Genomic DNA, 24488 nt, shown 5'->3' on the forward strand with positions numbered 1-24488 from the left:
TATGTCTGAGATCCGCGTCCCAACCCTTGGCGAAAGCGTTACCGAGGCCACCGTCGCCACATGGTTCAAAAAGCCCGGCGATACCGTCGCCGTGGACGAAATGCTGTGCGAGCTGGAAACCGACAAGGTTACCGTCGAAGTGCCCTCCCCCGTGGCAGGCACCCTGTCTGAAATCGTCGCGCAAGAAGGCGAGACCGTAGGCGTTGACGCCCTGCTGGCACAAGTGTCCGAGGGCGACGCCGCCCCCGCGCCTGCCGCCAAGGAAGAGCCCGCCCCTGAGGCCGCAGCAGAAGCCACGCCGGCGACATCGAGCGCAGGCGGAGACACCACCGACGTGATGGTGCCAACCTTGGGCGAAAGCGTGTCCGAGGCGACCGTGTCCACATGGTTCAAAAAGGTCGGCGACACCGTCGCGCAGGACGAAATGCTGTGCGAGCTGGAAACCGACAAAGTGTCCGTCGAGGTGCCATCGCCCGCCGCTGGCACACTTGTTGAAATCTTGGCCGAAGAAGGCACCACGGTCGATGCCTCCGCCAAGCTTGCGGTTTTGTCCTCTGAAGGTGGTGCGGCTGCAGCCGCTGCGCCTGCGGCGTCCGAGGCCAGCGCCCCTGCGCCCGCAGCAAGCGGCGGCAAGGACGTCGAGAACGCCCCCTCCGCCAACAAGATCATGGCAGAGAAGGGCATCGACCCTGCCACCGTTAAAGGCTCCGGCCGCGATGGCCGCGTGATGAAGGAAGACGCGTTGAAGGCCACATCCGCCCCAGCCGCTGCCGCCTCCGCACCTGCCCCAGCGGCATCCGCCCCACGCGCGCCGGTGTCCTCCGACGACGCATCGCGCGAAGAGCGGGTGAAGATGACCCGCCTGCGCCAGACCATCGCGCGCCGCCTGAAGGAAAGCCAGAACACCGCCGCCATGCTCACCACTTACAACGAGGTGGACATGACCGAGGTGATGGCCCTGCGTAATGAATACAAAGACCTGTTCTTGAAGAAACACGGGGTGAAGCTTGGCTTCATGTCCTTCTTCACCAAGGCCTGCGTTCACGCGTTGAAAGAGGTGCCAGAGGTCAACGCCGAGATCGACGGCACCGACGTCGTTTACAAAAACTACGTCCACATGGGCATCGCGGCGGGCACGCCCACAGGTCTGGTTGTTCCGGTGATCCGCGACGCGGACCAAATGGGCTTCGCCGATATCGAGAAAGCTATTGCCGAGAAAGGCGCGCGTGCGCGTGACGGCAAGCTCAGCATGGCGGAAATGCAGGGCGGCAGCTTCACCATCTCCAACGGTGGTGTCTACGGCTCGCTGATGTCCTCGCCGATCCTGAACCCGCCACAATCCGGCATCCTGGGTATGCACAAAATCCAGGACCGGCCGATGGCGATCGGAGGCCAAGTGGTGATCCGCCCGATGATGTATCTGGCGCTGTCCTACGATCACCGTATCGTTGATGGCAAAGGCGCTGTGACCTTCCTCGTGCGCGTCAAAGAGGCGCTTGAAGATCCACGTCGTCTGTTGATGGATCTCTAAGGAAACAAATGCGGGTTCGGGGGCAGCCCCGAACCCAGATTTTGAGCGGTGAACATGTCACGCCTTATTCGCATATCACTTCTGATCGCGACCCTCGCTGTAGGTGTCGTAGGATATACGAAAGTCATGGCGCGTGTCGGGTCCGGCACACCGCCGGACGCCGCCCCCATCAGCCAGCAAGCCGACGAAATACGGGTGATAAAATCCACCCGAGAGATGCATTTGTTGCGCGACGGGAAAACGATCCGGCAATATCCGATTTCACTGGGTGCAGCCCCAAAAGGGCATAAATCCCGCGAAGGGGACGAGCGCACGCCGGAAGGCACCTACGAGATTGATTGGCGGAATGCGAATTCCATCGCACACCTGAGCCTTCATATTTCCTACCCCAATGCGGAGGATATCGCGCGCGCCAAGTCCGCCGGCGTCGCCCCCGGTGGCAATATCATGATCCACGGGATCGCGAATGGCTGGGGACTTCTGGGGCGGTTGCACCTTGGGTGGGACTGGACCAATGGCTGCATCGCGATCACAAACGAAGAGATGCGCGAAGTGTGGTCTTTGGTTCCCAATGGCACCCCCATCACCATCGTAGACAGCATCTAGGCTGCCTTCTTTATGAAAGACCCGCTATGACCACAGAACTGACCATCCTCGCCCTCGCGGCCCTGCTGCAAACCGTGCAGTTCTGCCTTTATTCAGTCACCGCGCAAATGCAGGTCGGCTCCAAAGTCGCCGCGTCCCCACGCGACCGTGCGATAGAGTTGACCGGCACCGCAGGCCGCCTGCAGCGCGCGATGAACAACCATTTCGAAGGGCTGATCCTGTTCACCATCGCCGTGGTCGTTGTCACTCTCGGCGCGCAGTCCTCATCCACAACCGTCACCTGCGCCTACATCTACCTCGCGGCGCGATGCCTCTACGTGCCCGCCTATGTCTTTGGCTGGACCCCTTGGCGTTCCGTCATCTGGGCCATAGGCTTCACCGCAACCATCACCATGATTGTCGCAGCTTTGCTGTGACAGAGTGCCCGACACAAGTCCGACGCATCGCCGGCGGATCGCAGACACCTAAAAACGCCTCAAAAAGGTAAGGAGATATCTCAATGTCCTCATACGACGTCATCATCATCGGTTCCGGCCCCGGCGGCTATGTCTGCGCCATCCGCTGCGCGCAACTGGGCCTGAAAACCGCCATCGTCGAAGGCCGCGAAACCCTTGGCGGCACCTGCCTGAACGTGGGCTGCATCCCGTCCAAGGCGCTGCTGCATTCCTCCCATATGCTGCACGAAGCAGAGCACAACTTCGCCAAAATGGGCTTGAAGGGCAAAACCCCCTCCGTCGATTGGAAGGAAATGCTCGCCTACAAGGACGACGTCATCGCGACCAACACCAAGGGCGTCGAGTTCTTGATGAAAAAGAACAAGATCGACTGGATCAAGGGCTGGGCCTCCATCCCTGCAGCGGGTCAGGTCAAGGTCGGCGACGACATCCATGAGGCCAAAAACATCGTGATCGCCTCCGGCTCCGAGGTCTCCACCCTGCCCGGCGTTGAGATCGACGAAAAAATCGTCGTCTCCTCCACTGGCGCGCTGGAGTTGGGCAAGATCCCGAACAAGATGGTCGTGATCGGGGCTGGCGTGATCGGGCTGGAACTTGGCTCCGTCTACAAACGTCTGGGCGCGGAGGTAAAGGTCATCGAATTCCTCGACGCCATCACTCCTGGCATGGACGCCGAGGTTGCCAAAACCTTCCAAAGAACACTGAAGAAACAGGGCCTTGAGTTCCAGCTTGGCGCCGCGGTGCAGAGCGTTGAGGTCAAGAACAACAAGGCCAAGGTTACCTACAAGCTGCGCAAGGACGACAGCGAACATGTCGAGGATGCCGACGTGGTGCTTGTGGCCACCGGCCGCAAACCTTTCACCGACGGTTTGGGGCTCGCGGAGCTGGGCGTGGAGCTGGAACCCCGCGGCCAGATCAAGACCGACGCGCATTGGGCCACGTCTGTCAAAGGCATCTACGCCATCGGTGACGCCATCACCGGCCCGATGCTCGCGCATAAAGCCGAAGACGAAGGCATGGGCGTGGCAGAGGTTCTCGCAGGGCAAAAAGGCCATGTGAATTACAAGGTTATCCCTGGCGTGATCTACACCCACCCAGAGGTTGCCAATGTGGGCGCCACCGAGGAGCAGCTCAAAGAAGACGGGCACAGCTACAAGGTCGGCAAGTTTTCCTTCATGGGCAACGGCCGCGCCAAGGCAAATTTCGCGGGCGACGGTTTTGTGAAAATTCTGGCGGACAAAGACACCGACCGCATCTTGGGCGCACATATCATCGGTCCGATGGCAGGCGATCTCATCCATGAGATCTGCGTCGCAATGGAATTCGGGGCTGCGGCAGAAGACCTCGCGCGCACATGCCACGCACATCCGACCTATTCGGAGGCTGTGCGCGAAGCCGCGTTGGCCTGCGGCGACGGCGCCATCCACAGCTGACCCCGCCTATCATTGCTTCATAAATACCTCGGGGTGTGGGGCAGCGCCCCACGAAGCGCCTGCAAGCATAGCTTGCGGGCGCTTTTTATTGCGCCAGCATCCGCAAGCCTTGGGTCACATCCGCCCGCACGGCCAGCCGCAGCCCCGGCTCATCCCCCGCCTTCAGCGCTGCAACAATCAAACGGTGGTGCTGTGGCAACTCCGAGCGGCGCAACTTCTCGTAGAGGCTGCGCATCGTGGGGCCCATTTGCAGCCAGACCGTCTCGGCCATCGCCAGCATCGCGGGGGCCTGCGCGCGCAGGTAGAGCGTGCGGTGGAATTCCAGATTGGTTCGGATGTAGCCCACGGGATCTTGCCGTGCGATGGCCTGTCCGATGTTGCCGTTGATAGATTGCAGCCGGTCGATGAGCGCGAAGTGGGCGCGTGGCAAGGCACGCGCGGCCAGTTCCGGCTCCAACAAGGCGCGCAGCGCCGCCAGCTCCTCAATCCGGTCGTTTGACAGTTCGGGCGTCGATATCCGTCCCGACGAGGACAACGTAAATGCTCCCTCCGCCACCAACCGCCGCATCGCTTCGCGTGCGGGTGTCATGGAAACGCCGAACTCTTTGCCGATACCACGCAAGGTTTTGGCCGATCCGGGCAGGATTTCCCCGTGCATGATTTGTGTGCGCAAACGACGATAGACCATGTCGTTCGCGGCCCCTGTGGGTTCCGGTTTTGATGAGTTCAGCAACATGCGCGGACTGTGATCACATCCCCCGCGCGGGTCAAGGGATCACACGTCCAACTCGGCCACCAGCGCGGCAAAAGACGCGCCGTGCATGTCGCGGTCTTGCCGCGTGCCTTGGATGGACGGGCGCGGCAGGCTGAGCTTCAGCACGCTCAGGGATGCCATCTCGTAGCGATCGACAACGGCGGGATCGGCCTTGAACAGCGCCGCCACCCGCGTTGAGGTAACCGCCGCACAAACCTGCGCATAGACCTCCGGCGTGCCGCAAAAGATGTCGACGGTCAGCCAGAACGGCCCCGCGTTTTTGGAGCGCACTTTTACTGCGATATCACCAAGTTTGCTCATGCGCCCAACTCCTCTACACGCAACGCGAAGGCGTCCATCGGATCGTCCAGTTCCAGCACATGGTTCAAGCAAAACTCGTACACCGCGCCACGGCTGACCTCCGGCGGGGAGAACGGGAATGCGAATGTGGGCATTTCTTCTTCCTCGGTCAGGGGATGGTGCAACAAATATGGGTTAAGCACTTTCGCCACCTCGCGCGACAGCGCCTCGGTGGGGGCCGTGACCATGCCCAGCACGCCAACCTCGGTGCCAGCTTTCGCCGCCGTGTCCAACCCGCCTAGCGTTGCATCCAGCCCGATCAGCCGCAGTTCTATCTCAAAGCCGTCGCCCACGCGGGCTTCGGCCTTCGCGGTGGCTTTGGTGACGATATCATCACACCACGCGCGGATGTTTTCGACGTAGCGCGGATCACGCACCGTGACCAAAGACACGGTTTGAAACCCGGCCAAGCGTGCGCCTTCCAGCTTCACGGTATAGCGATCCGACACGATCCATTCGCTGCCCGTGACGCGCACCGTCCGGTCGTCCAGCGCGGTGTAGTGTGAACGGCTGACGTCAAGGTGCCCGCCCGGCTCGTAAAGGACGTCTGGGTTGGAGTTTTCATAGAGCATATGCGCGGACACCGTGTGCGGCGTCGCGCGGGCCTCTGCCCCCATCGGTGTGATGGTGAAGCCTTCGGCGTCGAACTCAATCAGGATGGTGCCGGAGTTCGGGGCGGTCGTGGCCAAGGCACCGCACTCCCCGATCTTGGCCCCGTGCCACGCGCCGCCCGCGTGGCAACCTTTGGCCAGCGGCAGCGCAGATATGATTGCCGTATCCGTCGTGCGCCCCGCGATCACGATATCCGCGCCCGTATCGAGCGCCGCTTGGATTTGCTCCGCCCCTGCAAGGGCCACGATATTGGAGCAAGACGACAAGACGTCATCCGATATTTCCGGCGCGGGGTTCAGCGGGGTGATTTTTCCCTGTCCCAACGCATCACTGAGCGCATCGGGCCGCTGACCGCTTTTGAGCACGGCGAGCTTAACCTTCATCCCCGCCTCGGCGGCAATTTCGCGCGTGATATCGACCAGCCAGTCCACGGCGCTATCTGCGCCGCAGGTGCCTGCGGTCCCGATGATCAGCGGCACGCCTGCTTCGGCGCGCGCCTCCATCAGTTCGCGCCATTCGGCTTTGGTCGAGCCGCGCGCATATTTGGACGTCCCCGTCCCAAGGTAGTGGGGCCCACTATCAGTGGACCCCCCGTCGATTGCTATAATGTCTGGGTTCTGCGCTATCCCCCGCGCCAAGGCAGCACGATCGTACCCAAGCCCGAGGGCGCCGGAAGGAATGAGAACTTTGACCATTAATCAGTAACCGCCTGTGGTTTTTTCAAGATGTTGCGCAGGAACATGGGAGCCACGAAGCCTGCAATTGCCGCGATCCACAGCCCAATCGCGATAGGGCTGGAGAACAGATACATCGCGTCGCCATCCGACAGCGTCATGGCACGGCGCAAAGCGTCTTCCATGTTGCCGCCCAAGAGGATGCCCAGAATGACCGGAACCGTCGGAATATCGAGCTTGCGCAGGATATATCCCAATGCCCCGAAGCCGACCATCATCAGCAGGTCAAAGTAGCTGCCCGACAGCGAATAGATGCCGACGAAGGAAATCATCGTCACACCCGGAAGCAAGATCCACGCGGGAACCATCAGGATTTTAACGAAGACCTTCACCATCGGCACATTCATCAAGAGCAACACGATGTTGGCGATCAACAGCGATGCGATCAGGCCCCAAACCACCTCTGGACGGTCCGTGAATAACGTCGGACCGGGGGTGATGTTCAGCGTCATCAACAGCGCAAGTAGCACAGCCGTGGTACCAGATCCCGGCACGCCGAGCGTCAGCATTGGCACCAAAGCCCCGCCGGCAGCCGCGTTGTTACCGGCCTCTGGCGCTGCGACCCCTTTGGGAACGCCTGTGCCGAAGCCACCTTTTTCACCAGCTATAGATTTCTCTGTCATGTAGGCCATGAAGGAACCCAGCGACGCCCCTGCCCCCGGCAAGATGCCCGCGACGAAGCCCACACCGGAGGAGCGCAGCATGGTCCATTTGGTTTCCCAAATGTCGGCCCAAGGAACGCGCACCTTGTCGAGCTTTACGCCGATGGACGACCCTTTGCCGTGGCTTTCGATGAAGAAGAACACCTCTGCGATGGCGAAGAGACCAACGATTGCCACAAGGAAATCGACACCATCATAGAGGTGCAGATTGCCGCCCGTCAGACGCGGCAGGCCGGACGAAGAATCCACGCCGATTGTCGCAATGCCAAGGCCGATACAAGCCGCAAGCGCGGCTTTGGCTTGGTTGTTGGAGGCCATGCCACCAAGGGTGCAAAACGCCAGTAGGTAGAGCGCGAAATATTCGGCAGGGCCAAACAGGAAGGCCACACGCGCCAAGGACGGCGCCAGCAGCATAAGGCCGATGGTTGCCAAGAACGCGCCCACGAAAGATGCGACACCGGACAAAACCAGTGCGTCGCCTGCGCGGCCTTGTTTGGCCATCGGGTACCCGTCGAGGGTTGTCATCAATGCAGGCTCATCACCTGGAATGTTCAGCAGGATGGACGAAATCCGCCCGCCATACATCGCGCCGTAGTAGACAGAAGTCATCAGCACCAAGGCGCTGGTGGCGTCAAGGCCAAGGGTGAAGGTGATGGGGATCAGGATCGCCACGCCGTTCGACGGGCCAAGCCCCGGCAGCGCGCCGATGATGGTGCCCAAAAAGCAGCCGCAAACGGCCAGAAACAGAGTGAAGGGCGACAGCGCGACGCCGAAGCCCAGCGCGAGGTTTGAAAGAATATCCATATCAGGTCAGTGCCCCACGAACGGAATAAGAATTGAAATCGCGTCCCACAGTTTCGCGGGCGTCGGAATTCGGTAGGCAACGATGTTGCCAAGACCCAGCGCGAACTTGAACAGCACGAACAGACCCAGCGACAACCCGACCCCTGCAATCATTGCAGGCTTGGCGTTGGGTGAGATCTGATAGCTCAGGATAGCGGCGGCGAACGCTGTCGGCACAATGAAGCCCAAGGGCGTCAAAAGCACGGCGTAGACCGACAACACCAACACGGCGATACCCATGGACACCCAAGAGCCTGCGGCGGGCCAATCGGGCTCCGGATCAGGTTTGAACAAAAGAAACAACGAACTCACCGCAGCAACCCCACCGATCAACATCGGAAACAGTTTTGGCAGGTACTCGCCCGAGAAAAGGTTCGTCTGGATCTGAGTAGCGGCCGCGAGATACGCGACCGCCGTTATCAGAGTGACCAGACCAAATATCCGGTCAGACGCCATTACTGGATAACTCCCAGTTCTTTGGACATCGCATTGATGTCGGAGACCAGACCGTCAACATAAGCTTGGAAATCGCCACCAACCTTGGTGAACGGTGCCAAACCGTTGTCTGTCATGGCTTGCGCCCACTCTGGGCTGTCTGCAACTTGCTGCAACTTGCCGGCCCATTCGTCGAACTTCTCGTCAGAGATGTCTTTTGGGACATAGAGGCCACGCCAGTTTACTGCGACCACATCGAAGCCCTGCTCTTTTGCAGTCGGGATGTCGTCGAAGCCCGGAACGCGCTCTTCAGTCAGAACTGCGATAACGCGGATGTCACCGTTGGACAGGAACGACACAACTTCGGACATGTCACCGGTCATTGCTTGGGTGAAGCCACCCACGGTTTGTGTGATCGCATCTGCGCCGCCGTCAACGCCGATGTATTTCACCTTGGTGATGTCGGTGAAGCCGCCCTCTTTGAGGATCATCAGTGGTTTCAGGTGGTCAAACCCGCCCACGGCAGAGCCGCCAGCGAACGCCACGGAACCGGGATCGGCTTTGATGGCCTCAACCATGTCGCCCAAAGTTTGGAACGGGCTGTCAGCCGCAACAACGATAACGCCCGGATCGGCACCGATTGCACCAACAAAGCGAACTTGGTCGGCAGTCATGCCGGCGTAGGCGTTTTGGGCCAGACGAGTTGTCGTCGCAGAGGACGCCGCCACGATCAGGTCACCGTCGTCAGAGCGCTCGGACACAACGTGGTTGTAGGCAAGACCGCCACCGGCGCCAGGCATGTTTGTCACTTGGACAGGCTTATCGACGGCTTTGATGTCATACATGATCTTGCCGATTTGACGGCAAGTGAAGTCCCAACCGCCACCTGGGTTAGCAGGTGCGATGCATTCAGCAGCAGAGATTGCGGTGGTAGCCGACAGGCCAAGTACGGCACTCGTCATGAGCGCCTTAAAAAGACGGTTTGTCATAGTTTCCTCCCATTTGACATGGCGGGTTTCCCCGCACATGGTCCCAACCAAACGCTGAAACCTGACACGAACCTGTCACGCAGCTCAAAAGGCCACAATCCCATGCGCTATTTGCTGATTGAAGATAACCACAAGCTTGCGGGTGCCGTTGTGGAGCGCCTGCAATTGGATGGGCACGCCGTGGATCACGCGGACCGGCTGGACGCGGCAAGCGCCTGCATGGACGTTGCGGATTACGACCTGATTTTATTGGATATTATGCTGCCTGACGGGGACGGTCGCGATTTTTTGCAGCGCCAGCGCCGCGCCGAAAAACGCACGCCGGTGATCGTGATTACCGCGCGTTCTGCGGTGTCGGACCGCATCTCTTTGCTGGATTTGGGCGCCGATGATTATATTACAAAACCCTTCGATTTTGCCGAGCTGGAAGCGCGCTGTCGCGCCGTTTTGCGCCGCCAAGGCGGCGTTGCTGACAACCAGAAGGTGTTCGAGGGGACCGTTTTGAACCTGACGACCGGCGAATTGCAGTTTGGTGATTCTTCCACCAACCTGCGGAACCGCGAATTGCGCCTGTTGGAGGTCTTCTTTGGCGCACCGAACCAAGTTTTTTCCAAGTCGCACCTGATTGACCGCATGTTTTCACTGTCCGACGAAGCATCGGAAAACGCGATTGAGGTCTATGTGGCCCGCTTGCGCAAGCGACTGGAAGGCTCCGGCGCGCGTATCGAGACGGTGCGCGGGCTTGGCTACCGTATGATTGCCGCATGACGCGCCCTACCTCCATTCGCAGACGGCTGTTCTATCAACTTGCCATTGTGGCGGCGGTGCTGTCGCTGGCGTTTGTGATGGTCGTGCGCGGCGTTGCATCGCGCGCCGCTGAGGGCACGCAGGACGACATCCTCGCCGCATCGGCCACCGCGATTGCGGACAGCCTGAGTTCGGAGCAAGGCGAAGTGACGCTGGAGCTGCCCTACTCCGCCTTGTCGATGCTTGGCACCATCAACGAAGACCGCGTGTTCTACCGTGTCACTGTGGAGGGGGAGACGCTAACCGGCTACCCCGACCTTCCCGTCAGCAACCTGCCAACGCGCATAGACACGCCCGCGTTCTCAACGGAGTTTTACCGCGGCGATGAGGTTCGCCTGTCGTCTATTCTGCGCCGCGTCAGCAACACGGCCACCGGCTCTCGCGTGGTTGTGACCGTGGCGCAAACGCGATCCGGCCTTGCCGCGATCACCCAGCGCATCACCATTACGGCTACAGGCGTGGGGCTGCTGTTCTTCCTGTTGGCCACGACCTTGTCGCTGCTTGCCGCGAATTCCGCGCTGCGCCCGCTGCGCCGCATGACGGGCGCGGTGACGCGGCGCGGACCGTCGGACCTGCGCCCTGTGACCGCCGAGACCCCCGCCGAGCTTGCCCCGCTGGTTGATGCGTTGAACTCGTTCATGGCCCGCCTGCGGTCATCCTTATCGCGCACGGAAGACCTGATCACCGAGGCCGCGCACCGTGTTCGCACGCCACTTGCCACCGTGCGCACGCAGGCGGAAGTGACACACCGCAAACTGAACAAGCCAGAGCACAAGCAAGCCATCCGCGACATGATCCGCGCGATTGACGAAAGCTCCCGCTCCGCAGGGCAAATTCTGGACCATGCAATGGTCACTTTTCGCGCTGACAGCTTGGCGCTGGACCCGCTGGACCTTGTCGCGTTGACCACGGAAACCTGCGACCGCCTTGCGCCAACGGCTGATTTGAAAGACATCGCCTTTGTCCGCCGCCTGCCCGCTGGCCCTGTGACCTTCAAAGGGGACGGCATCATGCTACAGGCCGCGCTGCACAACATCCTTGATAACGCGATCAAGTATTCCCCCGAAGACAGCGACATCACTATCCGCATCGACGTGTCTTCTGACATCAAGCTGTCTATAGAGGATCAGGGCTGGGGGTTTGGCGACGCGGATTTGACAAGCCTTACCAATCGGTATTCGCGCGGGTCCAACGTGGGCGACGTCGTGGGCTCCGGCCTTGGCCTGACAATCGCCGACGAAGTGGCGCGCGCGCACGGCGGCACATTGGAGCTATCCCACAGCATGGAAGGACAAGGCGCATGCGTTTCGCTTATTTTGCCCTACGTTTGATTGCAGCCACATGCCTGTGGATTAGCGCGGCACTGGCCTATGAGATTGAGGACCACCAATATTACGCCGCGACTCCGGAGGTGTCGGTGCTGCGCATCATCTCCACCGCGGATCGCGGGGTGTTTGAACCGATCATCGAGGCGTTCCAGGCGTCCAATGCGGGCATTTCCGTGGATTACACCATCGTCAGCGCGACCGACCTGATGCAAGCGATCTACACAGAGGGCGCATCCTTTGACCTTGCCATATCTTCGGCGATGGATTTGCAAACGAAGCTGGCAAACGACGGCTACGCGCAAAGCTACGTGCCGCAACGCGCCGCCAGCCTGCCGGACTGGGCAATTTGGCGAAACCAGCTGTTTGCCTTCACGCAAGAGCCTGCGGTCATGGTTGTCTCGGACAAGTATTTCAAAGAGGGCGAGGCCCCGAAGACCCGTGACGCGCTGATCGCGTTGCTGCGCGAAAACCCTGAGACCTTTCGCGGGCGCATTGGCACCTATGACGTGCGTCGGTCCGGATTCGGCTACCTGATGGCAACGCAAGACAGCCGCACCTCCGAGACGTTCTGGCGGCTGACAGAAGTTATGGGCCGCCTTGATGCGCAGCTTTACTGCTGCTCCGGCGATATGATCGCGGATGTCGCGTCTGGGAAGCTGGCGTTGGCGTATAATGTTTTGGGAAGCTACGCCGCGTCGGAGTTGGCGCATACGGACGGCTTTCACATCGTCGAACTCACCGATTTTGTAAACGTCATGCTGCGCACCATCTTGATTCCGTCAAACGCACGGAATGTAAGCGACGCGCAGACGATGGTGGACTTCCTGATCTCTCTGCGCAGTCGGGCTGACCTTGTGCAGGCGTCCGGCCTGCCGCCCATCGACACTGGTGCGTTGCGCGACAATCCCGCCCTTCGGCCCATCCGGTTTGGCCCCGGCTTGCTGGTGTTTTTGGACCAGTTGAAGGAAAGCAAGTTCCTGCGCAGTTGGGAAAACTCCATCGTCCAAGAAACACCTTAGCGGGTAGCACCAAGCCGACGTGTTTTACGTTGATGGCTACCTTAAAACGCATATGGTGGTGCGACGTCCCCAGAACAAAGCGCCGCGCCCTATGCACCTTTCGACACTTGCCGCCCTTCTTACCTTCGCCACCGCGCACCCTCTGGCAGCCCAGCAACTTCCAGCGCCAATAGACGACAGCCTATATAGTGCGGTTGACTTGGAGGAGGCCAAGCTGGGGCAACTGCTGTTTTATGATCCGATCCTGTCGGGCAACCGTGACACCGCCTGCGCGACCTGCCACCACCCTGAATTCGGCACCTCCGACGGAGTATCCCTGTCGTTCGGCGACGGCGGACTGGGGCTAGGCGAGCGCCGCCGCGCGGATATAAAAAACATGCCGGAGGAACGTATCCCCCGAAACTCCCCCAGCTTGTTCAACCTTGGCGCGCGGGAATTCAGTGTCCTGTTTCACGACGGGCGGTTGGAGGCGGACGCGACACAACCGAGCGGGCTGCGCACGCCCTTGGACGCCGACATGGTGACGGGGTTTGCCTCTGTTTTGTCGGCGCAAACCATGTTCCCCGTGCTGAGCCGCGACGAGATGGCGGGCTCCCACCGCGAAAACGACATTGCGCGCCTTGTCCGCCAAGGGATCATTACTGGCGAGGACGGTGCGTGGGGGCAGTTGGCGCGGCGCGTGGCAAGTATTAAGGCCTACGCCGATAGCTTTACCGCGCTTTACCCGCATGTTGACGATCCCGATGACATCGCCTTCACCGACATTTCCAACGCCATCGCCGCCTTCATCGCCTTTGAATGGCGGTCCGATACGGCGCCCTTTGACGCCGTCTTGCGCGATGAAACGGCACTAGAGGGGCAAGCGAAGCTGGGGATGGAGCTGTTTTACGGCGCGGCCAATTGTGCGAGCTGCCACGCGGGACCGTTCCTGACCGACCACGGATTTCACGCGATGGGCGCGCCCCAAATCGGGCCCGGCAAAGCGGCGACCTTCGAGGCGCACCACAAGGACGAGGGGCGGTTTCGGGTCACAGGCCGCATGGAAGACTTGTATGCCTTCCGCACCCCATCCTTGCGTAATATCGCACTCACCGCGCCCTATGGGCACGCGGGCGGACACAGGGATTTGGGCCAGTTCATTGCCGACCACGCCGACCCTGCGCGAAGCTTGGCCAGTTACGACAGGGCGCAAGCGGTTTTGCCTGACTTCGAGGGGGACGATTTTGCGGTGATGGACGACCCGCAACAGGTGGCGGACATTGCCGCCGCCGTGCGAGCGGAGCCAGTGGATTTGACCGCGAATGAGATCGCGGCACTTGTCGCGTTTTTGGACACCATGACGGACCCTGTCAGCCTTTCCGGCCGCTTGGGTATCCCTGAAGCAGTCCCCAGCGGGTTGACGGTACCACGTGTTGACTAGGGCTTATGGAGGGTGACGCTTTCACCCGCGACAGCCTCATGCGTCGAAGTCGTGCCGTCTGGCCACGTCACGTGGACTATCGCAACAGCGTCGTTACCTAGGCCGAAATGACGGGGCAGCAGTTGGCCACCCGCGTGCCCGCCGCCTATCGTGTTTTGCATGGTCTGTGACATGCTTGGCGTTTCAACCCGTATCGTCGCCCCAACCGCATCACGGTTGCCGCCCGCCTGACGCAACGAGACCCTGAGCCAGTTTCTCGTGCCTTCGGTTTCATTGCGGTACAGTTCTAGCGGTGCGCGGCGGTTAGACACCACCAGATCAAGCCGCCCGTCCAGATCAAAGTCGGCGAATGCAGCGCCGCGCGCCCGCTCGAACGTGGCGACACCTGCGGCGTGCGCGGTCTCCGTGAATGTGCCGTCGGGGTTTTGCATCAACAGGTTATTCGGGTCCCGCGTCGCCATGCCGGGCATTTGGTCCACGTTGCCCTTGGCAATAAACAAATCCGGACGTCCATCGTTATCGACGTCGCCAAACTCCGCGTGCCAACCGGTGGAGGGGCGGCCGTCGCCCCCCACATGTGGGCGCTGCGAATACGTTCCAACCGCGAAATCGGCGGCAGTATAGACGCCATCCGCATCAGCGAATTGCAGCACCTGATCCCCCATAGAGGTGAGCATCACCTCGTCCAACCCGTCACCGTTCAGGTCACGGCTGGCGATCCCCATGCCCCACAACGACACGTTGTTCCAACCGTCGGCAACTCCCAAAAAGCGACGCTCCGCGATGTCCCACATCTGTTCGTGCCCGCCCGAGACGTAGTAATGGCGGTCATTCGACAAGCGCAGCGTGGGGCGACCGCGCGCGTCGTTCGCCGCAAGAATGGACAAGGGGCAAAACCCCGGCTTTAGGGCGTGAGAGGTGTAGCCCTGAGGGACTGGCCGCAAGATTGCGTTGTCGTCGCACGCCTCAAACGGGCCGTCAGGATCGGCGCGGTCAACGTAGTTGCCGATTGCCAAGGTCGGTCGGTTGTCGGCGCCTTCCCACCACGCTGTAAAGGCGGTTGACCAACTGTCGGAATGCGGGATGCCCAGGGTGTCCGTGGCATCGGTGAATTGGCAGTCCGGCCCACCGGTTAAAACGCGATTGTCCCCCACGCGCAGCACGAAAAGGTCCATAAATCCGTCCGCGTTTATGTCGATCGGATAGGCGCCAGTTACGCCGCGAACCTCGGGGATATCTGTTGCCGCAAAGGTGAAGTGGCCGGTATTGCGGATCATCTGGGCTGGGTTTTCACCCCCCGCCGCAAAAATGTCGGGCAGTGCGTCGCCGTTGCAGTCGAACACTGCGAGACCGCCGCCGACGAAGTGCTCCCACCCGCCGCCGTAAACATGGTGCGGCAGTCGGTCGGAGCGGTCGGTGAAAACAGGCTCCGCCACCGCCGAATGCGCGGTGAGCGCGACGAGCGTGGCAAGATACTTCACAGGTGCTGAACCTCCAGCCCGCCAACCATCACGTCGGTCAGCGCGGACAAGGCTGGGGCGGTTGCGCCGCGCGCCCAGACCATATCATCCCACGGGTGTATCTCTACCTGACAAGGTTGGCGGCCATCGGACAAGGTCAGCTTGCGCATATCTTCAAAAACTTCTGAGGCGTCGAGATAGTCATTCTGTATCCGCTCCCCCGACAGGATAATCAAAGGCGGGTCAAACAACTGGATCACGTTGGACAGCCCAACCGACAAATAGCGGCTGGCGCGGCGGAAGATCGTCTGCGCAGGTGCATGGCCCGCCTTTGCCTGCCGTGACAAGTGATCCAGCAACACGTCAGGTGTGCGCACGGTGTCGCTGTCGTAGTCCAGCGCCGTCGCGGCCTCCCGCGTGAGCGCGTAGTCGGCGATGTAGGCTTCTAAACAGCCGCGCTGACCGCAACGGCATAAGGCACCGTCCATCTGCACTTTGGTATGGCCCAACTCCAGCCCGACGCCGTGCGTCCCACGGTACAAGCGGTTGTTTACAACCATCCCCATACCCACGCCGTTCTCGATCGTGACCACGGCAAAATCCGTCATGTCGCGCCCGACCCCGAACCAAAGCTCCGCGAGGGTCAGCATGTTGGTGTCGTTGTCCAAAAACAAAGGCATATCGAAGCGCTGCGCAAAAGACGTGCGCAGATCCTCGTTCGCGTCCTGCAACAGCGAAGACCACGTGATCATACCAGACGCATTGTCGACGATACCCGGCAAACCGATGCCCACCGCCTTTATGTCGGCCTGCGTTTTCTCGCCATTGGCGATCACCAACTCAATTAACGTGGCGATATCATCCATCAGTTGGGTCACAGAGCCGCGTTTGCCAGATGCCGGAAGCTCTGCCGAGGTCACGACGTTGCCCGCAAAGTCTGACAGCACAGCCGAGTTGCGTTTGAACGACAGCTTGATGCCGATCACATATGCGGCCTCCGCCACAACCTCCAAAGCGACTGGGGGGCGGCCACGTCCTGAATCGCGCGTCGGCCCGTCTACTTCGCGCAGCAAATTGGACGAAATCAGATCCGCAGTAAGCGTTGTGGCGCTGCCCGCGCTGATGTCCAGAGCGCGGGTAATGTCCGCACGCGCGGCCTGTCCGCTGGCCCTAACATGTTGAAAAATCTGTTGCCGCAAAGGGGTATCGCCCACCTTCACACGGTTCAAAAGGGGACCACAACCGGACGGCTGGAGCAGTGTTTTTTCGTCTGCCTCAATATTGTTTGACATGTAAAGTTAATACCTCAACAGACCGCGTTCACACCTAGACACTGGATCAAATGAGGGCGTTAGGGAAGTCTTTTGATCATTTTTTTGCCGTTTCGTGCATTTATTATTTTGCAAACTAAAATAAATACGGGCAATCTACTAAATGAGTCGCATGACTCGCCCCCTGATAGAAAAGCAGGGGGAACCATTTGGGAGGAACAACATGAATAAATACATCATCGCCGCCGCAGTCGCCGCGGCAGGATTCGGCACAGCAGCATTCGCAGACGGCCACGGCGTTACCGTTGGCGTAAGCTGGTCGAACTTCCAAGAAGAGCGCTGGAAGACAGATGAGGCCGCGATCAAGTCTGCCTTGGAAGCCGCTGGCGCGACATACGTATCGGCTGACGCGCAGTCGTCTTCGGCCAAGCAGCTCTCCGACGTTGAAAGCCTGATTGCCCAAGGCGTTGATGCCCTGATCATTCTGGCACAAGACTCCGCAGCCATCGGGCCAGCAGTTGACGCCGCCGACGCCGAAGGCATCCCTGTCGTCGCCTATGACCGTCTGATCGAAGACAGCCGCGCCTTCTACCTGACATTCGACAACGTCGAAGTTGGCCGCATGCAGGCACGTGCCGTTCTGGCAGCCCAGCCGACTGGCAACTACGTCATGATCAAAGGCTCCCCAACCGATCCGAACGCAGACTTCCTGCGTGGTGGCCAGCAAGAAATCTTGCAAGAAGCTATCGACAGCGGCGCGGTCACCATCGTGGACGAAGCCTACACAGATGGCTGGTTGCCTGCCAACGCACAGCGTAACATGGAGCAGATCCTGACAGCCAAAGACAACAAAGTTGACGCTGTTGTGGCCTCCAACGACGGCACCGCTGGTGGTGTCGTGGCAGCACTGACCGCGCAAGGCATGGAAGGCATCCCAGTGTCCGGCCAAGACGGTGACCACGCTGCGCTAAACCGCGTTGCCCTTGGCACACAAACAGTGTCCGTCTGGAAAGACGCACGTGAATTGGGCAAAGCCGCTGGCACGATTGCCGCGACATTGGGCGCCGATGCGGCCTCCATGGTTGAGGGTGCTGCAGATTGGACATCGCCATCCGGAACAGAAATCAAGTCACTGTTCCTGGCTCCGGTTCCGATTACCGCCGAAAACCTGTCGGTCGTCACTGACGCTGGCTGGATCACGGTTGAGGCTTTGTGCCAAGGCGTTTCCAACGGCCCAGCACCATGTAACTAAGGGGCAGCGCACGCGGGGCTTCCCGCGGCTGCATCTTTCGGGTCCGCCTGATGACGGGCGGACCCACCCCACACTTCTCTTTCTTTTCATTCCAGACATCCCGCCACCGGCCGCCGCCGGCGTTGATCGGGATATCGCATCCGTTGTTATGGAGACAGACCATGTCTGACCAAAGCGCCCCCTCCCCCCAGCCAAAGCGCAGCTTCCTGCAGTCGCTAGAGGTTGATACCCGCCTGTTGGGTATGATCGGAGCCTTCTTGATTGTGTGCATCGTGTTCAACTTGCTGACCGATGGTCGGTTCTTGACGCCGCGCAATGTGTTCAACCTCACGATCCAGACGGTATCAGTTGCGATCATGGCAACCGGCATGGTCTTTGTGATTGTCACGCGGCACATCGACCTCTCGGTTGGCGCGCTGCTGGCAACCTGCACAGCCGTGATGGGGATGACGCAAACCGCATGGTTGCCACAGCTGTTCGGGCTTGAGTTGGGGCACCCGCTGATCCCGTGGATCACCATTGCGATAGGCTTGCTAACAGGCGCGATCATCGGCGCGGCGCAGGGCTGGTTGGTCGGATACCAAGCCATTCCCGCCTTCATCGTGACACTCGGCGGTCTTTTGATCTGGCGCAACGTCGGCTGGTGGCTAACAGACGGCGCAACCATCGGGCCACTGGATCAGACGTTCATCCTGTTTGGCGGCATCAACGGCACGCTTGGCGCGTTCTGGAGCTGGGTTGTCGGCATCGTAGCGGCTGTTCTTTCGTTGGTGGCCATGTGGTCCGCTCGGCGCACCAAGACCTCGCACGGCTTCCCTGTGAAGCCCATGTGGGCAGAAGCGTTAATCATGGCGGTTGTTGCGGGTGCAATTCTGGGCTTCGTCGCGATCTTGAACGCCTATACCGTGCCGTCCCGCGTGATTGCCCGCGACCCGAGCCTGTTCGGCTGTGACGTGGCCGAGGGCTGCGTTGCGGCTTATGGGCTGCCGTATTCGGTTCTGGTGCTGATTGCTGTGGCGATCGTAATGACAGTCATCGCCCTGCGCACGCGACTGGGGCGCTACATTTTCGCCACCGGCGGCAACCCCGATGCGGCAGAATTGTCCGGCATCAACACACGCCTGCTTACGGTCAAAATCTTCTCCATGGTCGGTGTTCTGTCTGCCTTGGCGGGCATCGTGGCTTCGGCGCGTCTTGGGTATCACACCAATGACATCGGCACGCTGGACGAGCTGCGCGTGATCGCGGCAGCGGTGATTGGCGGCACGGCACTTTCTGGCGGCGTTGGCACGATCTACGGGGCCATCATCGGCGCGCTGATCATGCAATCCTTGCAGTCCGGCATGGCAATGGTTGGCGTGGATGCGCCCTACCAAAACATCGTGGTCGGCGCGGTCTTGGTCGCGGCGGTTTGGATCGACATTCAATATCGCAAGCGGATGGGAGCAAAATAATGACAACTCCACTGGTCGAAATGAAGAACGTATCAATCGCATTTGGCGGTGTCCGCGCGGTTGATAACGTTAGCATAGAACTGCACGCGGGCGAAGTTGTGGGCCTGCTGGGCCATAATGGCGCGGGCAAGTCGACGCTGATCAAGATGCTGTCCGGCGCCTACAAGATGGACTCTGGCGAGATATGGATCGAGGGCAAACGCGCCACCATCAACTCCCCACGGGACAGCCGCGATTACAACATCGAGACGATTTACCAGACGCTTGCGCTGGCGGATAATCTTGATGCGGCCTCCAACCTGTTTTTGGGTCGTGAGTTAACGACGCCGATGGGCTTTGTCGATGACAGCAAGATGGAGGCCGAGACGCGCAAAATCATGGCGCGCCTGAACCCCAACTTCAAGAAACTGAAAGAGCCTGTGTCGGCGCTATCGGGTGGCCAACGCCAATCCGTAGCCATTGCGCGGGCTGTATATTTCAACGCCAAAATCCTGATCATGGACGAGCCGACAGCGGCCTTGGGTGTCCATGAGACAGCCATGGTTGCGGAGCTTATCGGCGAGTTGAAAAAGCAGGGTTTGGGGATTTTCCTGATCAGCCATGACACCCGCGAAATGATGGACCTATGCGACCGCGTATCCGTCATGAAAAACGGTCAGATGATTGGCACGGAGCGCGTAGAGGATGTGACGGAGGATGACATCCTGTCGATGATCATTCTGGGCAAGAACCCGAAGTCCAAGACATGACCTATCTGGGAATAGACCTAGGGACATCGTCGCTAAAGGCCATTTTGATCAGCGAAGACCAACGCGTCTTGGCCGAACACTCCGTACCTTTGACGGTGTCCCGCCCACACGCCGGATGGTCCGAACAAGATCCCGCGCAATGGGTCGAGGCCACGCAAACCGCGATCAAGGCCATCGGCGCGACGGCGGATGTGTCGGGCGTGCGTGGCATCGGGATGTCGGGGCATATGCACGGGGCGACCCTGATTGACGCCTCAGGCGAAGTGCTGCGCCCTTGCATCTTATGGAACGACACACGCTCCGCCACCGAGGCGGCAGCGCTGGACAACAACCCCAAGTTTCGCGCCCTAACAGGCAACATCGTGTTCCCCGGCTTTACTGCACCCAAAGTCGCATGGGTCCGCAACAATGAGCCGGACCTGTTCGGCAAAATCGCCAAGGTGCTTTTGCCGAAAGACTACCTGCGCTTTGTATTGACGGGCGACTATGTCGCGGAAATGTCGGACGCGGCTGGGACAAGCTGGCTCGACGTGGATAAACGCGACTGGTCGGATGAATTGCTGACCGCAACCGGGCTAACCCGCGACCACATGCCCCGCCTTGTCGAAGGGTCGGAAGTATCGGGCATGTTGCGCGATGATCTGGCGCAGGCTTGGGGGCTTCCCAAGGGTGTCGTCATAGCGGGCGGCGGCGGCGACAATGCCGCCAGCGCGATAGGCGTAGGGGTAGTGAAGAAAGGCGACGCGTTCGTGTCGCTGGGCACGTCCGGCGTGCTGTTCGCGGCCTCTGACGCCTACCAGCCAGACGCGGCAAGCGCGGTGCATACATTCTGCCACGCCGTCCCTGACACGTGGCACCAGATGGGCGTCATTCTGGCCGCCACAGATGCGCTTCAATGGCTCAGTCGCCTGACAGGGCAAACCGCCGCTGAGTTGACCGCCGATCTGGGTGCTCTTCAGGCGCCATCGCAAACACTTTTCCTGCCCTACCTTGGCGGGGAGCGTACGCCGCACAACAACGCGGCAATGCGCGGACAGTTTTTGCATCTGGACCACGCCACGGATGCGAAGCAGGCCGCGCGCGCCGTGTTGGAAGGAGTTGCCTTCGCCTTTGCCGATTGCCAAGCCGCGTTGCGCTCCACCGGCACCGAGATCGACGGCGCGCTGGCGATGGGGGGCGGCGCAAAGTCTGAGTACTGGCTCCGCGTTATCGCCACGACATTGGGCATCCCTCTTCGCGTACCGGAGGCAGGCGACTTTGGCGCGGCCCTAGGCGCTGCACGCCTTGGCATGATGGCCGCGACTGGCGCTGGCGTCGAAATTGCCACCATGCCGCCAATCGCAAAAACCATTGACCCAGACACCCGCCTTCAATCCGCATTTGCGCAAGCGCACGACCGCTACCGCACCGCCTACAAAGTTCTAAAGGATATCTAACATGACCGACTTCTTCAAAGGCATCCCCGCCGTCAAATATGAAGGGCCAGACAGCGACAACGACTACGCGTTCCGCCACTATAACCCCGACGAAGTGGTCATGGGGAAACCGATGAAAGACCACCTGCGCTTTGCCGCTGCCTATTGGCATTCGTTTGCATGGCCGGGCGGAGACCCATTTGGCGGGCAAACCTTTGAGCGCCCTTGGTTCGGCGACACGCTGGCCGACGCAAAGCTAAAGGCCGATGTGGCCTTCGAGATGTTTCAAATTCTCGGCGTCCCCTACTACTGCTTCCACGACGCCGACGTGCGCCCCGAAGGTGCAGACTTTGCCGAGAACACCCGCAATCTAGAAGCCATCGTCGATTACTTCGGTGAGAAGATGGACGAGACCGGCATCAAGCTTCTTTGGGGCACGGCAAACCTGTTTTCGCACCGACGGTTCATGTCCGGCGCGGCGACAAACCCTGACCCGGATGTATTTGCCTTTTCGGCAGCAACGATCAAAACCTGCATGGACGCGACCATCAAACTGGGCGGCGAAAACTACGTTCTATGGGGCGGCCGCGAGGGCTACGAGACTTTGCTTAACACCGACATGGGCCGTGAACGCCAGCAGGCTGGCCGGATGTTGCAGATGGTTGTCGATTACAAACACAAGATGGGCTTCGAAGGCGCAATCCTGATCGAGCCGAAGCCACAAGAGCCCACAAAGCACCAGTATGATTACGACGTGGCAACGGTTTACGGCTTCCTCAAGGACTTCGGTCTCGAAGGTGAGGTACAGGTCAACATTGAACAAGGTCACGCCATCTTGGCAGGCCACTCGTTCGAGCATGAGTTGGCGCTGGCCCGTGAGTTGGGAATTTTCGGCTCCATTGACATGAACCGCAACGACTACCAATCGGGCTGGGACACCGACCAGTTTCCCAACAACGTGCCAGAAATGGCACTGGCCTACTATGAGGTGCTGCGTGCCGGTGGCTTCAAAACCGGCGGCACCAACTTTGACGCCAAGCTGCGCCGTCAGTCGCTGGACGCGGAGGATCTGATCCTTGCCCATGTCGGCGGTATGGATGCCTGTGCTGCGGGCTTCAAAGCCGCTGCCGCGATGCTGGAGGACGGCAAATTGGAAGCGGCACGTGACGCGCGTTATGCCGGCTGGCAAACGGAGGCAGGCACGGGCCTTCTCGATAGCGACCTGAGCGCGATCCACGACCGCGTTGTCGCTGAAGGCATCAACCCCGAGCCGCGTTCCGGCAAGCAGGAGCGTTTAGAAAATCTGATAAACCGTTACCTGTAAGAACACACCCCGCCGCGCGCACAGGAACGCGCTGCGGGGTTACCACGGACTGAGTTGGTGGTAGGTTGCGGCTCTCTGGCAACCAATGACGAGCACAGACCGCACATGACCCTCCGACAGTATGCCGCCATTGTCACCGCCATCGTGGCGTGGGGAGCGCTCACGCTGCAATGCGGCCTGATCATAGAGCGGATGACATCTGAGGGCGCGACGGCCTTGCAGGCTATCTGGCGCTTTGTTGGCTTTTTCACCATCCTGACAAATCTACTCGTCGCCATAGTGTCGAGCGCACTTGTGTTGCGACCGATGCATCCTCTTGCGTCTGCCCCGATGCGCTTGGCGGCGCTGACCGCCATACTGATGGTGGGCATCGTCTACTCAGTAGCCCTACGCGCCATCTGGAGCCCCACTGGCCTACAAGCCATCGTCGACAGCTTGCTCCATGACGTGACGCCGGTTTTGTTTCTGCTCACTTGGATTGCCTTCCCGCACGGTGACCTGCGCTGGCGCGACATGGCCCCCGCCATTCTGGTACCGCTCGCCTATTTCGCCTATGCCATGACGCGCGGGGCCTTTGATGGCTGGTACGCCTATTGGTTCCTTGACCCATCGCAGCAGAGCATTCCAGCTCTGGCGATTAGTATAGCTATCCTTATCGCCGCCTTCGCCCTTGTCGCGACCCTCGCCATTTGGGCGGACAGGTGGCTCGCAGGACGTCGGACATGACAAGGATCACACGACGGCACGCGGTAACAGGGCTCGCCGCGTTTTGCGCGCTAATTGGCCCGACACAAGCGAGTGACCGGAACACGCGGGCATGGCAGCCCCGCACTTATGATGACGGGCTTATTCCAGACTTTTCGTTTGAGTTGATCGAAATGGACCTCCAAGGTAGCCTCAATGTCTATGCGCTGGATACCGAGACGGGGCGTGCTGCAGTTTGGGGGCCACAGGAGCGCGTGCCAATTGGTGCGCTCATGCCGCTCATACTGGTCGCTGAAGTTTTGCGTGGCGTCGACGCTGGCACCAAGCAGTTCGAGAAGGGCCGCCCCCTGTATGACCTTTGCGAGGCCGCGCTGTTGCGTGGTGATAGATCTGCCGCGCGGTCGTTATTGGATCATGTCGGAGGCATCGTGGCCCTGTCTGCACAACTCGCCCTTGCCGGCGATAAGACGACCCGCATCGCCGGGTTAGACAGTGAACCTTGGGACATGCAGCACAGCACCACCGCACATCAAGCGGCCAATACGTTATGGATGTATCTGTCTGGGCCTGCGCTATCGCCGCAAAGCAAAGCGCTGCTACGCGGGTGGTTAACGGCCCCGATGTATGGCGTGCCCGCTGGCTGGGAAGCTGCGGCGCTAACTGGGGCAGAAGGCGACAACACGTTAAGTGTCGCGACCATCTTCCCGCCGGATCGCTCACCACTCCTTCTTGCGGCTTTCATTACCGGCGCGAACCGCGACTCAGATTTTCAGTTCGCCCGCCATGCGGAGCTAGTGCGCATCGCCACGACCAACCTCATGTCGCCGCCTTATGACCCATACGCCGATGAGTAGGTTCTCCCCTACCTTC

The 24488-nt window shown here is 60.2% G+C and carries 23 protein-coding genes; 15 read left to right on the forward strand and 8 right to left on the reverse strand.

Annotated elements, in window-relative coordinates:
• Nucleotide 1: 1 nt before the first annotated feature.
• The 4 genes from odhB to lpdA all read left to right on the forward strand — a co-directional run bounded on the left by odhB (nucleotide 2) and on the right by lpdA (nucleotide 4025).
• A complete protein-coding gene (gene odhB, locus BLW66_RS11705) occupies nucleotides 2-1531 on the forward strand; it encodes a 2-oxoglutarate dehydrogenase complex dihydrolipoyllysine-residue succinyltransferase (protein ID WP_089947345.1) in 1530 nt (509 codons plus the stop codon).
• Between the two features lie 54 nt (nucleotides 1532-1585).
• On the forward strand, nucleotides 1586-2137 hold the full coding sequence (locus tag BLW66_RS11710) for a L,D-transpeptidase family protein (protein ID WP_089947346.1): 552 nt from the start codon (nucleotides 1586-1588) through the stop codon (nucleotides 2135-2137).
• Between the two features lie 26 nt (nucleotides 2138-2163).
• Nucleotides 2164-2553, forward strand: coding sequence for an MAPEG family protein (locus BLW66_RS11715; protein WP_089947347.1), 390 nt, complete (start codon nucleotides 2164-2166; stop codon nucleotides 2551-2553).
• A gap of 83 nt (nucleotides 2554-2636) precedes the next feature.
• A complete protein-coding gene (gene lpdA, locus BLW66_RS11720) occupies nucleotides 2637-4025 on the forward strand; it encodes a dihydrolipoyl dehydrogenase (RefSeq protein WP_089947348.1) in 1389 nt (462 codons plus the stop codon).
• Nucleotides 4026-4110: 85 nt separating this feature from the next.
• Here the strand turns inward: lpdA and BLW66_RS11725 are convergent, their stop codons facing one another.
• Genes BLW66_RS11725 through BLW66_RS11750 form a run of 6 tightly spaced genes read right to left on the reverse strand, consistent with a single transcriptional unit; the run spans nucleotide 4111 to nucleotide 9414 of the window.
• Complete coding sequence (locus BLW66_RS11725; RefSeq protein WP_089947349.1) at nucleotides 4111-4761, reverse strand: GntR family transcriptional regulator; 651 nt, start codon at nucleotides 4759-4761, stop codon at nucleotides 4111-4113.
• Between the two features lie 39 nt (nucleotides 4762-4800).
• A complete protein-coding gene (locus BLW66_RS11730; protein ID WP_089947350.1) occupies nucleotides 4801-5100 on the reverse strand; it encodes a DUF4387 family protein in 300 nt (99 codons plus the stop codon).
• The gene (locus tag BLW66_RS11735; protein WP_089947351.1) at nucleotides 5097-6446 is read right to left on the reverse strand and encodes an acyclic terpene utilization AtuA family protein; all 1350 of its coding nucleotides are present in this window, start codon (nucleotides 6444-6446) and stop codon (nucleotides 5097-5099) included. The genes BLW66_RS11730 and BLW66_RS11735 overlap by 4 nt, the downstream gene beginning before the upstream one ends.
• Nucleotides 6446-7951 carry a tripartite tricarboxylate transporter permease gene (locus tag BLW66_RS11740; RefSeq protein WP_089947352.1) on the reverse strand — a complete coding sequence of 502 codons (1506 nt, stop codon included), beginning with the start codon at nucleotides 7949-7951 and terminating at the stop codon, nucleotides 6446-6448. The genes BLW66_RS11735 and BLW66_RS11740 overlap by 1 nt, the downstream gene beginning before the upstream one ends.
• A 6-nt stretch (nucleotides 7952-7957) precedes the next feature.
• Nucleotides 7958-8446, reverse strand: coding sequence for a tripartite tricarboxylate transporter TctB family protein (locus BLW66_RS11745; protein WP_089947353.1), 489 nt, complete (start codon nucleotides 8444-8446; stop codon nucleotides 7958-7960).
• The gene (locus BLW66_RS11750) at nucleotides 8446-9414 is read right to left on the reverse strand and encodes a Bug family tripartite tricarboxylate transporter substrate binding protein (RefSeq protein ID WP_089947354.1); all 969 of its coding nucleotides are present in this window, start codon (nucleotides 9412-9414) and stop codon (nucleotides 8446-8448) included. Before BLW66_RS11750 ends, BLW66_RS11745 begins: the two co-directional genes overlap by 1 nt.
• Nucleotides 9415-9516: 102 nt before the next feature.
• Between BLW66_RS11750 and BLW66_RS11755 the strand changes: the two genes are divergently transcribed.
• From BLW66_RS11755 to BLW66_RS11770, 4 genes are all read left to right on the forward strand, one after another.
• Complete coding sequence (locus BLW66_RS11755; RefSeq protein ID WP_089947434.1) at nucleotides 9517-10182, forward strand: response regulator transcription factor; 666 nt, start codon at nucleotides 9517-9519, stop codon at nucleotides 10180-10182.
• On the forward strand, nucleotides 10179-11552 hold the full coding sequence (locus tag BLW66_RS11760) for a sensor histidine kinase (protein WP_089947355.1): 1374 nt from the start codon (nucleotides 10179-10181) through the stop codon (nucleotides 11550-11552). Before BLW66_RS11755 ends, BLW66_RS11760 begins: the two co-directional genes overlap by 4 nt.
• Entirely contained in the window at nucleotides 11522-12568 is a 1047-nt protein-coding gene (locus tag BLW66_RS11765; protein ID WP_089947356.1) for an ABC transporter substrate-binding protein, read from the forward strand. Before BLW66_RS11760 ends, BLW66_RS11765 begins: the two co-directional genes overlap by 31 nt.
• Nucleotides 12569-12659: 91 nt before the next feature.
• The gene (locus tag BLW66_RS11770; RefSeq protein WP_089947435.1) at nucleotides 12660-13988 is read left to right on the forward strand and encodes a cytochrome-c peroxidase; all 1329 of its coding nucleotides are present in this window, start codon (nucleotides 12660-12662) and stop codon (nucleotides 13986-13988) included.
• On the opposite strand, the gene BLW66_RS11775 is transcribed toward BLW66_RS11770, so the two are convergent.
• Both BLW66_RS11775 and BLW66_RS11780 read right to left on the reverse strand, forming a co-directional pair.
• Nucleotides 13985-15469 (reverse strand): CRTAC1 family protein, encoded by a 1485-nt coding sequence (locus BLW66_RS11775; RefSeq protein ID WP_089947357.1) that lies wholly within the window; start codon nucleotides 15467-15469, stop codon nucleotides 13985-13987. The genes BLW66_RS11770 and BLW66_RS11775 overlap by 4 nt on opposite strands.
• Nucleotides 15466-16740, reverse strand: coding sequence for an ROK family protein (locus BLW66_RS11780; RefSeq protein ID WP_089947358.1), 1275 nt, complete (start codon nucleotides 16738-16740; stop codon nucleotides 15466-15468). The genes BLW66_RS11775 and BLW66_RS11780 overlap by 4 nt, the downstream gene beginning before the upstream one ends.
• A 202-nt stretch (nucleotides 16741-16942) precedes the next feature.
• Here BLW66_RS11780 and xylF point away from each other — a divergent pair, with 202 nt between their 5' ends.
• From xylF to BLW66_RS11815, 7 genes are all read left to right on the forward strand, one after another.
• Nucleotides 16943-17971 (forward strand): D-xylose ABC transporter substrate-binding protein, encoded by a 1029-nt coding sequence (gene xylF / locus BLW66_RS11785; protein ID WP_089947359.1) that lies wholly within the window; start codon nucleotides 16943-16945, stop codon nucleotides 17969-17971.
• Nucleotides 17972-18132: 161 nt separating this feature from the next.
• Nucleotides 18133-19425, forward strand: a complete 1293-nt coding sequence (locus BLW66_RS11790; protein ID WP_089947360.1) for a sugar ABC transporter permease — start codon at nucleotides 18133-18135, stop codon at nucleotides 19423-19425.
• Nucleotides 19425-20174: an ATP-binding cassette domain-containing protein gene (locus BLW66_RS11795; RefSeq protein ID WP_089947361.1), complete on the forward strand. Its 750-nt coding sequence runs from the start codon at nucleotides 19425-19427 to the stop codon at nucleotides 20172-20174. The genes BLW66_RS11790 and BLW66_RS11795 overlap by 1 nt, the downstream gene beginning before the upstream one ends.
• Nucleotides 20171-21610 (forward strand): xylulokinase, encoded by a 1440-nt coding sequence (gene xylB / locus BLW66_RS11800; RefSeq protein ID WP_089947362.1) that lies wholly within the window; start codon nucleotides 20171-20173, stop codon nucleotides 21608-21610. Before BLW66_RS11795 ends, xylB begins: the two co-directional genes overlap by 4 nt.
• A 1-nt stretch (nucleotide 21611) precedes the next feature.
• Nucleotides 21612-22913 carry a xylose isomerase gene (xylA, locus tag BLW66_RS11805; RefSeq protein ID WP_089947363.1) on the forward strand — a complete coding sequence of 434 codons (1302 nt, stop codon included), beginning with the start codon at nucleotides 21612-21614 and terminating at the stop codon, nucleotides 22911-22913.
• A gap of 105 nt (nucleotides 22914-23018) precedes the next feature.
• A complete protein-coding gene (locus BLW66_RS11810; RefSeq protein WP_089947364.1) occupies nucleotides 23019-23639 on the forward strand; it encodes a Pr6Pr family membrane protein in 621 nt (206 codons plus the stop codon).
• Nucleotides 23636-24472 carry a serine hydrolase gene (locus tag BLW66_RS11815; protein ID WP_089947365.1) on the forward strand — a complete coding sequence of 279 codons (837 nt, stop codon included), beginning with the start codon at nucleotides 23636-23638 and terminating at the stop codon, nucleotides 24470-24472. The genes BLW66_RS11810 and BLW66_RS11815 overlap by 4 nt, the downstream gene beginning before the upstream one ends.
• Nucleotides 24473-24488: the final 16 nt, after the last annotated feature.

The sequence above is a fragment of the Litoreibacter albidus genome (assembly GCF_900107015.1).
Taxonomy (GTDB): domain Bacteria; phylum Pseudomonadota; class Alphaproteobacteria; order Rhodobacterales; family Rhodobacteraceae; genus Litoreibacter; species Litoreibacter albidus.